The sequence below is a fragment of the Anaerosporobacter sp. genome (assembly GCF_031551385.1).
GTDB lineage: Bacteria > Bacillota > Clostridia > Lachnospirales > Lachnospiraceae > Anaerosporobacter.
This window is the reverse complement of the sequence record NZ_JAVBNS010000020.1, coordinates 1-15,461: the sequence shown is the minus strand read 5'-3', so window position 1 is coordinate 15,461 and position 15,461 is coordinate 1. Positions and strand designations below refer to the sequence as shown.

Sequence of the window (15,461 nt, the reverse complement as noted above, 5' to 3'; positions counted from 1 at the left end):
CACCATCAATTAATTTTTTTGTAATGATGCGTGTTGTAACCCAAGGTTCTTTCCCCTCTCCTGTTGACTCTATCAACATTTCACTGGAATATACTAATATATATCTGCCATCAATATATTTATACGTCATTGACATACTCCCTGCACTTCCATATCGCATAAAGCAACTAATACTCTCATTTTCTTTATCAATCGAAATACCAGCCATATCACTCATATCCATCAATTCCTTATTCTCTACGAATCGCCCCAACTTCTCATCCCACAGCCAATAGTAATGCGGTGTATTACGTAAAGAACCACCTGGGCAAATTGACAGTCCGATATCTAGGTTTCCATCAAAATTCCAATCCTCAAAGGAGACACCATACAGATACTCTTCCGAATATTTGTTTTCTGTATCCATACCACCAATACTCTGCACCAAATTCCCTTCATCATCTATTATCGACATATTCTCTATACAATTAGCATCAAACCAAACATAACATATGCTTTCATCATCAGACTCCGTATAACGTTTAATATTATTTCCTGTAATATGCACGGTAAACTCTGGCATTTCCTCATTTACTTTCATTGTTGTAGTAATATCGATCGGCGTTACGATGTCATCTGGCAATTCCCCTCCAAAATAATTATAGTAAGAGGGATGTAGCCAATTCCCAACAATCTCGCCTTTCCACTCCCCAATACTACCAACATCATATACCTTTCGATATCCCATATCCACCAACTTCTTTGCTTCCTGCTCGCTTCTTTCAGGTGTCTGACTATATACAAGTATTGTCTGGTTTTTATCTTTCAGAGTTCTTTTCGCCCTGTCTTGAATTTCATAATAAGGTAACAAAACCGCATTTTTAATATGGCCATCTTCATATTCTGCATGTGTACGTACATCTAGTATAATAACGTTATCCGATATCATGCTTTGCGCTTCCTCTGGACTAATTTTTGTATATTGAGGAAGTATCTGTTCTAAAACGGGCTTCAAGAAACTATCTTGTTGCACCAACCAGTTATATTCACTTGATGCCGCCTCCCTACATCCACTCAACAGTATTGCCCCTAACAGTGTTCCCACAAACACCAACTTTCTTTTCTTCATATCAGTTTCATCCTCCCATACAGCTAACACACATTTCACTTTCAATCATCCCACATATTTGCTCCTACATAACATAGCAAAATTATGCATCAAAAATGCATCGTGCAACGACAACCCGCTCCAACTGTGAACTTTGTATGTAGTTTCTGTGAACGCTATAATAAAATATATTCTTTATTTCGATATACCTTTATGAAGGATACTTAATCCTTGTATAATATGGCGCATATTCAGATGATAGTAACGTCCACACAACGATAGCTGTGAGTATGCATAGGGAGTACGACCGAATTAGTTTTACGGTCAATAATACGACGAGAAAACAGGAGGTTTTCCCACTATTACATGGAGGTACTCAAATAATAGGAGGTCATACTATGACACTAGAAGCACTAAGACAACGCATGAGTGCAATTGAAGCACAAAGCACATTACAAAGAACGTACACTGAGAATTCAAACCAAACAACAGGCACAACGGAAAACTCTAATAGAGACTCATATATCAGTAGTCTAAACGAGTCTTCTTCTGTTCTCCCATCTGAAACTTATGGTAATATCATGGAACTAATTAAAGCTGCCAAACAGGCAAATGGTGAAGAACCAAATGCTCCTACACAAGAAGACTTTGACAATATAATAAATCAATTATCTTCATCTTCTACTCAAACAAGCACTGTTGAGGCTGATGACGAAGAAACAATTGCTACTACAACAGGTAGCTCTTCTACATCTGGAAGTAGTGAATCTAGCGAAAGTGAAACAATTAAAGAATATGTTGTAGGCCAAAATGGTGCTATTTATCTCAAGGTCACTACTACAGATTCTGAGGGTAATGAAACTGTTACAATGACAAAGGTTGCTGATAAGCCAAAACATAGAGGCATGACTCCTCCGCCTCCAATGATGGGTATGGAAGACACTAATAGTGAAGATGCTACAAGCGTTACAGAAGAAGCAAGCACAGAAGAAGTTTAAACAATAAGAAGTCTAAAAAAGAAATGCAAAGAATACATTTAACATTTTAATCACATTCTCATATACTACTACTAGATAAAATCAAAGAGGTTTGTATCAATGCGATGTGTACCATTAGAGCTTGCCGCTGAAAAAGTATGTGATGAAAGTTCAAAACCGCCACTAATTTTTACCCTTCCGCCTGCTGAGGGACGTTTGGTGCTCGAAAAGGCACAAGATACTCCAGTGTATAAGTGTCCTGCCAAAACCACAAAGATTCGAATGAATCTAGGCAGGTTAGGAACTATTAATGTTTTCTGTATCCAACCGACAAATATTGTTGGCATCCCTAATATTATCTTCTATATACATGGTGCTGGTTGGGTATTTGGAAGTTTACATACGCATGAAAAGCTTGTTCTTGAACTGGCTTCTAGAACAAATTCTGTGCTAATTTTCCCAGAGTATTCTAGGTCTCCTGAAGCAAAATATCCTATAGCAATCGAACAATGCTATCAAGTACTTTGCCATCTACCTCAAATCTTTCAAAGATTACGTTTGCAAGTCAATTACTCCACACTAACAGTTGCGGGCGATAGTGTTGGAGGAAATATGGCAACCGTTATGACGATACTTGCCAAATATCATAATGGTCCAAAAATCCATAAGCAACTTATGTATTATCCTGTAACAAATGCTTGCTTTGATACAGAATCCTATTGTATGTTCGCTGAGGATTACTACCTGTATCGCGATGGTATGATTTGGTTTTGGGATCAATACACTACACTTGAAGAAGATAGGAATCAAATTACTGCCTCACCACTACGGGCGACCAAAGAACAATTATATGGACTTCCAGATGCCATGATTCTTAATGGTGAAGCCGATGTTCTGCGTTCTGAAGGTGAGGCTTATGCAAGAGAACTACGTGCCGCAGGCGTTGAGGTTACTGCGGTTCGTTTTCAAGCAATTATTCATGATTTCGTTATGTTAAATTCTCTCGATCAGACAAATGCTTGTCGTGCCGCAATGGACTCTTCTACTTCATGGATAAATCGAAAAAACGAGTGTAGTTAACCCTAAGTACGTTTCCACTCCATACAATACAACAAAATCCAAGTGACTGTCACGAATTTACGACAACCACTTGGATTAATTAATATTATACTCTACACGCTATTTTTTTCTTCAAACTCTTTATTACAAAGAAATATGCTGGTACTAAGAATGCATCTGCCAAGATCCATGCAACTGGACTTGCACAACATGCTGCCGAAAATCCAATCATTGGAACAAAAACAAAACCAACGATTGCACGTGCAACCATCTCACAAACACCTGCTAGGATAGCAAGTTTACTATATCCCAAACCTTGTATTGCAAATCGAACAATATTAACAAGGGCAAGAGGGAAATAAAATAGACTGAGATACTTTAATAACAATGCTGCATTGCGTATAATCTCGACTTCTTCTTTTTTAATAAACAGTAAAACAAAATTCTTTCCAAACAAGAATAATATAATACATGCAACAATGGAATACACCAAACCAATGAAACTACATGCTTTTACTCCTTTTGTAACACGATCTAACTCACCTGCACCAACATTCTGTCCTGCATAAGTTGCCATTGTTGAACCCATCGCATCAAAAGGGCAACAAAAAATCATACTAATCTTATTACCAGCCGTCATAGATGCTACTGCTATAGAGCCCAACGAGTTTACAGCCGTTTGTAGAATAACGCTACCAATTGCAGTTATTGAGTATTGAAGCCCCATCGGAATACCCATCATACATAATCGCTTCATATACTTGGCATCTGGACGCCACTCTTCTTTTGAAATCTTCAAAATCGGAAATTTCTTTCCTATGTATACCAAACACAAAACTCCTGATATTCCTTGCGAAATAACAGTTGCCCATGCTGCTCCAGCAACTCCCATATGAAATATAAGAATTGCCATAAGGTCAAGTACAATGTTAAGCAACGAAGACACTACAAGAAAATATAATGGTGTTTTACTATCACCTAACGAACGAAGGATTCCTGCTAATAAATTGTACAAGTATATTACTGGAATCCCAAGAAATATAACAAATATATAGCTAAAAGAACCATCAATAATATCACTTGGCGTATCCATCCATACAAGGATCTGACGACACAAGACACATACAATTATTGTTGTAACTACAGAAAAAGCAATCGCAAGCCATGCACTATTTGCAACATATTTACGCAAAGACTTATGGTCTTGTGCTCCAAACGATTGTGCCACTGGTATCGCAAAACCATTGCATACACCCATACAAAATCCAATAATCATGAAGTTGATTGACCCTGTTCCTCCAACAGAGGCTAGTGCTTTCGCCCCTAAGAACTGCCCAACAATCATCGTATCCATCATATTATAGAACTGTTGAAACAGCATACCAAACAATAACGGTACAAAAAACCGCGCGATAAGCTTAATTGGAGATCCTACCGTCATATTTTGTGTTGCACTTTTCGACATCTTCGAAATCCTCCTAAAACGATAACTATTTCGGGTTATGTCCTTCAAGTTATCTAAAATTTATCATTCGTAATATAGTTTAATCCATAACACAAAATAATCAATACGGTATATTCTATATCTTTTGTCATATCCTCTACTCTTTTTACTTACTAAATATTCTCTTTCTGCTTCCTCTCCAAATCCCTGGTGAGAATAGGATTAACATCGGAAATAGTTCTAATCTTCCTGCAAGCATATCAAATATCAATATAATTTTAGAAAATGGATTAAATTTTGCAAAACTCTCCATTGGTCCAACGCCATCAAGTCCTGGTCCAACGTTGTTAAGTGTCGCGGAAACTGCCGTAAAGTTTGTTTCAAAACTAAAGTTCTCAAACGATATCAACAAGAGTGATGTTGCAAAAATCACAAGATATAACATAAAAAATGTCTTAACAGTACGAACTACCTCATTACTTACCTTCTTATCATCCATTCGTAGTGTCTGCACACTTCTTGGGTGGATAAAAGATGCAATCTCATTTTTGATATCCTTGAACATAATTACGATTCTTGAAACTTTAATTCCACCACTTGTACTACCAGCGCAAGCACCTGTGAACATTAGTAAAACTAATATTGTCTTCGAAAACGATGGCCATAGATTAAAGTCCGTTGTTGCAAAGCCTGTCGTTGTCATAATCGACGTAACTTGAAAGAATGCCTGTTGAAAAGCAGACCAAATACTTGCAAAATATTCTCTACTATTAATACCAATCGCAACTGTAGCAAGTACAACAATTCCTAGATAGGCACGAAGTTCATCACTCTTTAGAATCTGCTTTGGTTTCCGTACAAGAATAAGGAAGTAGATTGAAAAATTCACACCAAAGATCATCATAAATACGGCTACAATATTTTGTATCGCCACACTATAACTTCCCATACTATCATGCTTAATACCAAAACCACCTGTTCCAGCTGTTGCCAACGATGTTGTTATCGCATCAAATCCACTCATTCCAAAAATCAAAAGAAGGATACCTTCTATTATCGTAAGTACAATATAGATTCCATAAAGAATCATTGCCGTATCGCGAACGCGAGGCACTAACTTATTCACACTTGGCCCTGGACTCTCTGCCTTCATAATATGCATATTATCTCCACCAGCTAAAGGAAGTACACATAGTACAAAAACTAAAACTCCCATTCCACCAAGCCAGTGTGTAAAGCTTCTCCAAAAGATACAACACTTCGACATCGCTTCGACATCATTCAAAATCGATGCTCCCGTTGTTGTAAATCCCGACACCGTTTCAAACAAAGCATCGACAATCGATGGAATCTCTCCACTAAATACGAATGGCAAAGCTCCTGTGATACTCAGTGCAATCCAGCATGCTGCTACACTTATAAACCCTTCCTTTGCATAGAATGCTTTGTTAGCAGGTTTTTTTCGTGTCAGTAAAAATCCTGTTACAAGACAAATTACTGCTGTTATAACAAATGCAAATCCACTAGTCTCTCTATAATATAGGGCAACTAAACTTGGAACTAGCAAAAATATTCCTTGAAAATTCAAAATCCAACCTATTATAAAACTAATAAAGTGCAAATTCATCTGTATTATCCCCTTAATATATCTTCTAAATCTTGATATCCTACATTCGATGTAACAACAATTACATGGTCACCTTTATTAATGCAATCCTGTCCTCTTGGCGTAATAATCTTTCCACTTCGATTAATACAGCAAATCAAAAGATTCTCTTTAAGCTCTAATTCCTCTAACGGAATACCAATTATTCTTGAGTCATCATTTACATAGAACTCCAAAGCTTCAGCCTTGTTTCTTCTTATTCTGTACAAGGTTTCCACATTGCAACCAATGGAATTGTTCATTGCTCTTACATATTGTACGATACATTCTGCGGTAATATATTTTGGATAGATAACACTGCCTAACTCCAAACTATTAATTACTTCATCGAAAGAAATTCGGTTTACTTTCGTTATAATTTTACCATTTGTTTTACTTGATGCATACAAAGACAGCATTACATTCTCTTCATCAATACCAGTCAACGATGCAAAGGACTCTACTTCTTCCAGTCCTTCTTCCATCAATAAATTCGGATTCGTTCCGTCTCCATGAATAATCATGGCACGTGGTAATAATTCTGTCAGCTCTTCACAACGTTCTAAATCCTGTTCGATAATCTTAACCTCAATACCGTAATCAATTAATTGACAAGCAAGATAATACGATAGTGCACCTCCACCAATTAACATGGCATTCTTAACAGGATTTGAGATAACTCCTATTTTCACAAAAAACTCTACCGCTCTTTTATGTGGAGCAATAATCGATATAATATCTCTTTCTCTTATTATAAAATCACCATTTGGTATCATTACTTCTTCTGCACGTTCAATCATGCAAACCAAAACATCACAGTTTAACTGACTTGCAATTTCCTTAACTCTAACATCATGTAGTACCGAACCTTCTGGAACACGAAAACTAAGTAATTCCACACGTCCTTTATTAAAGCGATCAATATTAATTGCAGAAGGGAAACGAAGAACACTTGTAATTTCACTCGCTGCTGCATGCTCTGGATTAATAACCATAGATAATCCTAATTCTTCTTTAATAAATGTTATCTCTTTACTATAAACAGGGTTACGAACCCTTGCTATCGTCTTACAGTTTCCTACTTTACGTGCAATTAAACAGCAAAGAAGGTTCAACTCATCTGACCCCGTAACTGCGATAAGCAAATGCGCCTTCTCAATTCCTGCTTCCACTTGTGTCAAATGACTTGCACCATTTCCGACATATCCCATCGCATCGCATTTATATGAGATGTCATTCACAACGTCCTCATTTATATCAATTACTGAGATATCATGTCCTTCTTGACTTAATTGTTCTACTAGTGTGCTCCCTACTTTTCCACAACCAACAATAATAATTTGCATTTTACCCTCCAAAAACTTCATCCATATGTAATAATTTACAATATAAATTAAATGCACGTACCATAATAAGCTTCTATAACAGTTTTCTACCATTTTTCTTATTATATTCGCTCCATGCACCATTCTTATATTATAGACAAATATTATTTATTTACAATAGGCATATTGCAACATTATTTTTTTCTTTTACTGCGTTTTTTTTCCTATATAATAAAATCCATTGGATTCATGACCATTCATCGTTGGAAATATTAGTTTACCATATTCTTGCTCCTCAAATGAAACAAATAACTTGTTCAACCAATTTTCATCATGATGCCTGAAAACGCCACCCTCTGGTATCTCAAACACACCATATTCTCTTGCTTGTACCTCATCAGCAACATGTTTCCTAACATAATCCTCATATCTTTTTATATTACGACTATCTGTATTTAACAAAAAGTCATTCACATACAAAATACCATTCGGTTTTAACACTCTACAAATCTCACTGACTAGATTCTGTTGGTCTTTACTATTACTGATGCACGTTAACACTGCAAACAAAATCACTGCATCAACACTCTGATCTGGTAAGTCAATCTTTGATGATGTCTGCACTTGTAAATCCAGATAGGGATACAGCTCATTACCACGCACAATCATTCCCTCTGCAAAATCAATACCAGCTAGATTTCGATAACCTTGTTCGTATAACTCATTCAATGTACGTCCATATCCACAACCAACATCAAGAATCCTATTTTCTACACTTACATATTTCTTAAACTCTTTCGATTGAAACGGTGTTGTAAACTCTTTATTTGAAGAAATATCATTCCAATAATCCTTTTGAATCATGTTTCACCCACGAGTATCACAAGGTCTGCTTGTGATACTTCCCTTTCTCTATTCGTACAATGTGTTCTGTGCTTTTTTAATCTATTCTTTTCAATCTATGTCATTTCAGCGTATTCTTTTTTTACCTATGCTTTTTTTAACTTCTGCTTGCCGAATTGGCTTGCTGCGAGTATTGCTGCACACACACTCTCTACCGTAACTTCAACTGCCATATTATTCATCGTGCTTCCCTCTGCACATGCTGCCTGTGCAACTTGCATCGCAATTTCCTCTGTTCCTTCTATAATACCTAGTTCCTCTAACGTAACAGGAAGACCAACCGCAATGCAAAAGTCGATTACTCTATCCCGTTCTTTCACTGGTGCATCTTCAAGCACAAGTTGTACAATTGTTCCAAATGCCACCTTCTCTCCATGATACATATGACGACATTCCTCCAATATATTCAATCCATTCTGCACAGCATGTGCTCCCGCAAGACCCACACTTTCAAAACCAATTCCACTTAATAATATATTTGCCTCAATTATCTTTTCTACAGCTTCGGTACATTCTCCTGCTTCTAATGCTCGTTTTGCTTTGACTCCTTCCTCCATAAGTGTGTCAAAACATAATTTTGCGATGGCAAATGCTGCTTCGGTAGCTTGTCCACCCAGTGCTGTTTTTGCCCCTTTTGCTTTCACTGCCCTTGCTTCAATATAAGTAGATAGTGCATCTCCCATTCCTGATACCGTTAAACGCACTGGTGCATTTGCAATAATTTCTGTATCCACAAGCACTAAATTTGGATTCGATGGCAGATATAAATACTGCTCCATGATTCCTTCGTCAGAATATAATACCGAAATCGCACTGCATGGCGCATCTGTTGAGGCACTTGTCGGACATATGATAACCGGTGTGTTTGCATAGTAGGCCACAGCTTTCGCTATATCAAGTATCTTTCCGCCTCCTAAACCAATTATTACATCACAAGCTTCCTGCTTTGCCACCTCTTTCAGACGATTGATTTCCTTCCTGCTACATTCGCCTTGAAAACATTCCACTATATATTCGCACTTGCTTCTCTTAAATCCCTCTTCTAACATACTTCCCGCACTTTTATATGCAAACTCTGTCGTTAGTATAAACGCCTTTTTCCCATACTCTGTCGTATACCTACCTAGATTGGCTAGTTCTCTTGCACCTTGCATATATTTGCTTGGACTTAATAACATTCTTGCCATATGATTGTATACTCCTTTCTAAAATGAATTATCTATTTTTATTGCTTGTTCGTTTTCTTTTTTATCATACCATATGTCAGACTTCCTTTGGCAATTATTTTTCAAATGCCGTCCAAATATAAAAATGGCTAGGATGTACAACATCTAAATTAATGCTATACATCCTAGCCACATTTTTCTATTAAAATAACAAATCAGAACATTGTCTCATTTCCTACTAGAAACAATCTTTTATTATATTCTCAACATCTTCTGTCGATAGACTTACATAACAGCTTTGCATATCATTATGTGCTGTTGTTGCAACTGCCATATCATGAATCGCACTTTCTTCAATTCCTACTTCTCTAAGTTTCATTGGAATTCCACATTCTTTGAAGAAGTTCTCTGTTGCATCAATTCCCTTATTCGCAAGTTCCATGCTATCTTCGCCTTGCATATTCCATACATTTCTTGCATAATTACAGAATCTATGAAGTGTCGTTTCACTTAGGATATATCGCATCCAACTTGGTGTAACAATTGCAAGTCCCACTCCATGCGTAATATCATAGAATGCACTTAACTCATGTTCAATCGGATGGCAAGTCCAAGCTCCACCCTTTCCTGCGCAAACCAAACCATTCAGAGCCAATGTAGATGCCCACATAAGATTCGATCTAGCCTCATAATCTTCTGCATTCTCTAACGCTACAGGACAGTATTTAATACAAGTCTTTAATATACTTTCACAAATGCCGTCTGATAAATATGCTCCATCATTCTTTTGAAAATATTGTTCATACACATGTGACATAATGTCTGCTGTTCCCGCTGCTGTCTGCATCTTAGGAAGTGTGTACAAGTATGTTGGATCTAAGAATGATACTCTTGGGATAAACTTTTGGCTTCCTGTTCCTAATTTTTCTCTTGTTTCCATGTTGCTGATTACTGCATTTTTATTCATCTCTGAACCTGTTGCTGCTAATGTAAGTACGGAAACAATCGGAAGTACTTTTTCAATGTTCGAACTATCAACAACCAAATCCCATGGGTCACCATCATAAAATGCTCCAGCAGCCATAACTTTTGCTGCATCAATACAACTTCCTCCACCTACTGCTAATACAACATCAATGTTTTTCTCTTTGCATAATTTTGCACCTTCACGAACCGAAGTAATCTTCGGATTTGGTTCAACACCTGCTACTTCTACTATAGTAAAGTCTTTTAACAAATCAATAATCTGACTATATAGACCAATCTTTTTGATACTTCCTCCACCGTAAACCAACAGAACATTTTTACCGTATTTTTTTAATACTTTTGGTAAATTGGTTATCTGGTCTTTTCCAAAACGAATATCTGTACGAGCATGAAATCTAAAGTTATTCATATCATTCCTCCTATAATTCCCACCAGCAATAATTTGGCTTCCTTTTAATAGAACATAATCTTCTATAAGGTGTATTATATCTCATAATAAAGCTTATAACAAATAAATGTTTTATAAAATGATGTTCTACTTCTTACTTCCAAATTGTTTTACTTGTTCTATCATATGTCCAATATTGCCTTCTCCAGCAAACAAGTTGCAATCAAAGAAATTATAACTAAAGTCAAGCCATTCTAACAGATTCGCTTCTTCTCTTAATTCTTCCTCACAATACATCAAGTAAGTAACATCACATCCTCTGGCAGAATATATAGAAAACCATTCTCTCTCCCAACCACTTCTTCCGCTCCATCTTTTGGTACTTGCCACCATAGTTGTCCTTTATCACTCCCTAATTTCTTCACTATATATTTGTATTCAAACGGTGTCTCTGACTGCGCAATCACCTCAAACCTGAATCCGTTCTTCTCTTTCTTTTTCGAATACTTTATATGATGGGAGCGAATCCCGATATGGGTTATGTCCTCACTTACCTCTACTAAGGTTTCCAACGTAATGTCCCAATCCATTACATACACACAATTTTTATCAATCCGTCTTACTCTTTCTATATTCTTGCAACCTGTTAGTCTTGCTGTCTCAACACTACACGGTTTTTGGAATAGCTCTCTTGTATCTCCCGTTTCGATTATATGACCACAATCCATAATAAGCAGTTGTTTGCTAAACTCATAGATTTCATCTCTGCTATGGGAAACCATCAACATACCACCCCTATATTCATCTAAAAGATGTTTCATCTCCATCTTGAGACTATCTTTTAGAAAACTATCCAGTGCAGAAAATGGTTCATCAAGCATAATTACATCTGGTTCATATGCCATAATTCTTGCAAGTGCAACTCTTTGTTGTTGCCCTCCCGATAACTGGGCTGGATATCTTTTTTCTAAGCCGTTCAGAGCAAAGCGTTCTATCATAAGACTTACTCTCTTTTTCCTATCATCCGTTCTTTTTCCTTGTAATCCTGTTGCAATATTCTTCTCTACTGTCATCGTTGGAAACAATGCATAATTTTGAAACAAATATCCCACCTTTCTCTTTTGTGGAGGAATATTAATCTTACGATTCGAATCAAAATAGATTTGTTCATTCACAATAATCTTCCCTTGATCCGGTGTAATAATTCCTGCAATCGCTTTTAACGTCATACTTTTTCCACAACCAGACGCTCCCAAAATGCCGATTCTATCGCTCTCTCCAGTGAATTTGGAATGTAATTGGAAGCCATTAAACTCTTTTTGTATATCTATCTGAATCTTCATATGAATATTCCTCCTTCCAATAGCCTTCAAACTTCACTTTAGTTCCTAGTAACATGCTTCATCCGTTTTCCAGTAACCAAATTAATCAACACCACAATTCCAAAGGAAATCCCCATAATAATTGCAACCCATATCCCTGCCACTTGATAATTCCCATCCTGTATCACCATTGCAATCTTTTGCGATATTGTTCCTGTCTTTCCTGCAATATTCCCTGCAAGCATGGATGTTGCCCCATACTCCCCTAGTGCCCTTGCAAATGTAAGAATCGTTCCAGATGCAACTCCAGGTGCTGCTGTCGGAATGATTACCTTCCAAAATATCCTTCGCTCTGACATTCCCAGTGTCCTCGCCGCACAGATTAAATTAAAGTCAACCTGCTCAAATGCAGCTCTTGCATTCCGATACATAAGTGGTAGGGCAATAACGGTAGCCGCAATAACACAGCCCGCCCAAGTTTGAACAATTTTGATAGAACATGTATCATATAAGAATGTCCCAAACGCCCTTCTTCGGCTAAATACAAGCAAGAGAAAGAAACCTGCTACTGTTGGTGGCAAAACCATGGGTAAGGTAAGAATACCATCTGCCACAGCCTTTTTTCTATTACTCATTCTTGCAATCCGATTCGCCAACCAAATTCCAACAAAGAAAGAAACAATCGTCGCAACGATACCTGTTTTTAATGATATTAATAAAGGACTATAATCCAGTTCTTTTAAGACTTCTAGCATAGTACTCCCCCTTCCCAATGCAAAACGACGACACCAATTTGAATTCTTCCTATCAAATCGACACCGTCGTCTACTTATCTTCCTTATAAATCAGAAACATATATTTTTCAAAAATAGCTTTTGCCTCCTCAGAATCTAAAAATTCCAAAAAATCACTTGCTGCCTGCGTTTGCGATACATCTGCCTCCGTATTCGCAACCTGTGCCACCGGATAAATAATATCTCCCGTCAATTCTTTGTCTGCATAAGCAATAATATCCACATCGTCTTTTACCGCGTAGGCATCCGAATAATATACGATTCCAATTTCATTGGCCGCTTCTTTTACTGCTTCTGTCACCTTACTAACATTTCCACACTCATTTATCTCCAGTCCTCCAAGAACACGAGACACTTCTTCTGCTGTATAAACGGCAGAATCTTCTATCATATCAAGATAACCTAGATTCACAAGAATTGTTCTGGCATATTTTCCAACTGGTACACTACCACCTGCAAGTGCCATACTTTTCGCAAGGTGCATCGTATCAAAACCTGTCACCTGCGTTTTACTTCCTTTTGATGTAATCAAAACAACTTGATTATTAAGCACGTTCTTTCTCGTTCCCTCCACTAGATACCCTCCACTCTCCAACGTATTCATTTGCTTTGGTGCTGCTGAGAAGAAGATATCACATTCGTACCCCTCCTGTACCTGTGTAAGAAGTGTCCCTGAACTATCTGCATTATATGTAATCGTAACATTCGGCTCTTTTTTTGCATACAACGCTTTAATTTCCTCCATTGCATTGCTTAGACTTGCTGCAATAAAAACTTGAATTTCTGTTGCTTTTTCTTCCTTCACATCAACTTTGTCCTCTTTCTTTGTCGCACAACCTGATATGGCAGAAACAATCAGTATCAATAGGAATACAAAACAAATTCTTCTTTTTTTCATAATTTTCATAATCATCATCCTCGCCTTTCTTCTAAACTATAAAATCAACATTTCAGCTCCCTAACAACAATATCTAACTAATTAATCGATTCTATTTAGCAATCCTACCATCAAACAATGTTTTCGTCTAATCGTAAAAAACAATAGGAAATAAAAGCAACTACGACATTTATCTATAGCAACTATTTACTTTCTGCTTTTTCTCTTTCTTTTCAACACAAACATTATTTTCTAAATAAATCCGATACAAAGAACTAATATTAGTAAATTGACTTTCATTTTGAATCACTCTATAATTAGATAACAAAAAGGGGGAATTCTATGACATTGCGACATTTAACAATATTTATTGAAGTTTATAGAACACACAACATGACCCTGGCTGCAAAGAAACTCTATATGACACAGCCCTCTGTTAGTCAAGCTATTAAAGAATTGGAACTTTTTTATGAAAAGAAACTTTTTGAACGCTTGTCACAAAAACTCTACATAACAGAGGCTGGACACTGTCTATACGAATATGCGAACAAGATTCTTACCCTATATGAAGAATCTATAACAGCATTGCAGTCTGAACATATTGTTGAGCGACTACGGATAGGTGGAAATTATACGATGGGAATACATATGCTAAGCGATATCAGCAATGCATTTTACAAAGACTACCCAAAAACAGAACTTCACGTGACAATTAACAAAACTTCCGTTATAAAAGAACTGCTGCGCAGCAACGAACTTGACCTCGCATTGGTTGAGGAATCTTTTGCCGTAGCTGACCACGATATGATACAGCAACCGTTTTGCAAAGACCGCATCGTGACTGTTATATCTCCAAATCATAAACTGGCTGGACATGGTATGGTACATCTATCTGCTATTGCCGATGAACGCTTTCTTACACGCGAGAAAGGCGTTGGTGCAAGAGAATTGTTTGAACATATTATGATTACGAATGGCTATCCCTTTGTTCCTGCTTGGGAAAGTATCAGCGTAACCGCATTGATAAATGAATGCAAAAAAAATGCTGGCATTGCAATACTCCCCTACGAGGCAGTTAAAGAACAACTTGCACAGGGAGAACTAATAGAACTCCCTATTAAGAATATAAATTTATCAAGAAATCTCGTTATCATGTATCACAAAAGTAAATGCCTCACGCCCATTCTTCAAAATTTCATCACGTCTTGTCAAGAATATATCACTAAAAAACCTGACTCCCAAGCCGCCCTTTGCTCCTAATATCCTTTACCACATGATTGGTACGCCTTGTTTCATAAGCTCCCTATCCTCCCTGTCCGGTGCTGTACTTACCATTAAAACGGCGCTTCCTAACCACTCATAAACAACACTTACTGCCTGCTCCAGAGCCATCTTTATTACAATAGCGGAATCCATAATTCCCGATTCCCTCATATCTACCACCTTAATTAATGTGTTGCTAGTGTATGCTATTCATATGCCTGGAT

The 15,461-nt window shown here is 37.1% G+C and carries 15 protein-coding genes; 3 read left to right on the top strand and 12 right to left on the bottom strand.

What is annotated here, in order from left to right; genetic code table 11:
• A partial coding sequence (locus tag RMR19_RS03235; RefSeq protein WP_310602057.1) for a rhodanese-like domain-containing protein occupies nucleotides 1-1,108 on the bottom strand: 1,108 nt, incomplete at its 3' end.
• Nucleotides 1,109-1,485: 377 nt separating this feature from the next.
• Here RMR19_RS03235 and RMR19_RS03230 point away from each other — a divergent pair.
• Both RMR19_RS03230 and RMR19_RS03225 read left to right on the top strand, forming a co-directional pair.
• A complete protein-coding gene (locus RMR19_RS03230) occupies nucleotides 1,486-2,085 on the top strand; it encodes a hypothetical protein (protein WP_310602056.1) in 600 nt (199 codons plus the stop codon).
• A gap of 99 nt (nucleotides 2,086-2,184) precedes the next feature.
• Complete coding sequence (locus RMR19_RS03225; protein WP_310602055.1) at nucleotides 2,185-3,144, top strand: alpha/beta hydrolase; 960 nt, start codon at nucleotides 2,185-2,187, stop codon at nucleotides 3,142-3,144.
• A gap of 85 nt (nucleotides 3,145-3,229) precedes the next feature.
• Here RMR19_RS03225 and RMR19_RS03220 read toward each other — a convergent pair whose 3' ends face one another.
• The 10 genes from RMR19_RS03220 to modA all read right to left on the bottom strand — a co-directional run bounded on the left by RMR19_RS03220 (nucleotide 3,230) and on the right by modA (nucleotide 14,004).
• Nucleotides 3,230-4,588 carry an MATE family efflux transporter gene (locus RMR19_RS03220; RefSeq protein ID WP_310602054.1) on the bottom strand — a complete coding sequence of 453 codons (1,359 nt, stop codon included), beginning with the start codon at nucleotides 4,586-4,588 and terminating at the stop codon, nucleotides 3,230-3,232.
• A 145-nt stretch (nucleotides 4,589-4,733) separates the two neighbouring features.
• Nucleotides 4,734-6,194: a TrkH family potassium uptake protein gene (locus RMR19_RS03215; RefSeq protein WP_310602053.1), complete on the bottom strand. Its 1,461-nt coding sequence runs from the start codon at nucleotides 6,192-6,194 to the stop codon at nucleotides 4,734-4,736.
• Between the two features lie 5 nt (nucleotides 6,195-6,199).
• Nucleotides 6,200-7,558, bottom strand: a complete 1,359-nt coding sequence (trkA, locus tag RMR19_RS03210; protein ID WP_310602052.1) for a Trk system potassium transporter TrkA — start codon at nucleotides 7,556-7,558, stop codon at nucleotides 6,200-6,202.
• 186 nt (nucleotides 7,559-7,744) lie between these two features.
• A complete protein-coding gene (locus RMR19_RS03205; RefSeq protein WP_310602051.1) occupies nucleotides 7,745-8,401 on the bottom strand; it encodes a class I SAM-dependent methyltransferase in 657 nt (218 codons plus the stop codon).
• Between the two features lie 125 nt (nucleotides 8,402-8,526).
• Nucleotides 8,527-9,627 (bottom strand): glycerol dehydrogenase, encoded by a 1,101-nt coding sequence (locus RMR19_RS03200; RefSeq protein ID WP_310602050.1) that lies wholly within the window; start codon nucleotides 9,625-9,627, stop codon nucleotides 8,527-8,529.
• Nucleotides 9,628-9,844: 217 nt separating this feature from the next.
• Nucleotides 9,845-11,002, bottom strand: coding sequence for an iron-containing alcohol dehydrogenase (locus tag RMR19_RS03195; protein WP_310602049.1), 1,158 nt, complete (start codon nucleotides 11,000-11,002; stop codon nucleotides 9,845-9,847).
• 126 nt (nucleotides 11,003-11,128) lie between these two features.
• A complete protein-coding gene (locus tag RMR19_RS03190) occupies nucleotides 11,129-11,278 on the bottom strand; it encodes a hypothetical protein (protein ID WP_310602048.1) in 150 nt (49 codons plus the stop codon).
• Nucleotides 11,278-12,324 (bottom strand): sulfate/molybdate ABC transporter ATP-binding protein, encoded by a 1,047-nt coding sequence (locus RMR19_RS03185; protein WP_310602047.1) that lies wholly within the window; start codon nucleotides 12,322-12,324, stop codon nucleotides 11,278-11,280. Before RMR19_RS03185 ends, RMR19_RS03190 begins: the two co-directional genes overlap by 1 nt.
• A 38-nt stretch (nucleotides 12,325-12,362) precedes the next feature.
• Entirely contained in the window at nucleotides 12,363-13,058 is a 696-nt protein-coding gene (gene modB, locus RMR19_RS03180; RefSeq protein ID WP_310602046.1) for a molybdate ABC transporter permease subunit, read from the bottom strand.
• Between the two features lie 70 nt (nucleotides 13,059-13,128).
• On the bottom strand, nucleotides 13,129-14,004 hold the full coding sequence (modA, locus tag RMR19_RS03175) for a molybdate ABC transporter substrate-binding protein (RefSeq protein WP_310602045.1): 876 nt from the start codon (nucleotides 14,002-14,004) through the stop codon (nucleotides 13,129-13,131).
• Nucleotides 14,005-14,316: 312 nt separating this feature from the next.
• Here modA and RMR19_RS03170 point away from each other — a divergent pair, with 312 nt between their 5' ends.
• Entirely contained in the window at nucleotides 14,317-15,234 is a 918-nt protein-coding gene (locus tag RMR19_RS03170) for a LysR family transcriptional regulator (protein WP_310602044.1), read from the top strand.
• 6 nt (nucleotides 15,235-15,240) lie between these two features.
• On the opposite strand, the gene RMR19_RS03165 is transcribed toward RMR19_RS03170, so the two are convergent.
• Nucleotides 15,241-15,408, bottom strand: a complete 168-nt coding sequence (locus RMR19_RS03165; RefSeq protein ID WP_310602043.1) for a hypothetical protein — start codon at nucleotides 15,406-15,408, stop codon at nucleotides 15,241-15,243.
• Nucleotides 15,409-15,461: the final 53 nt, after the last annotated feature.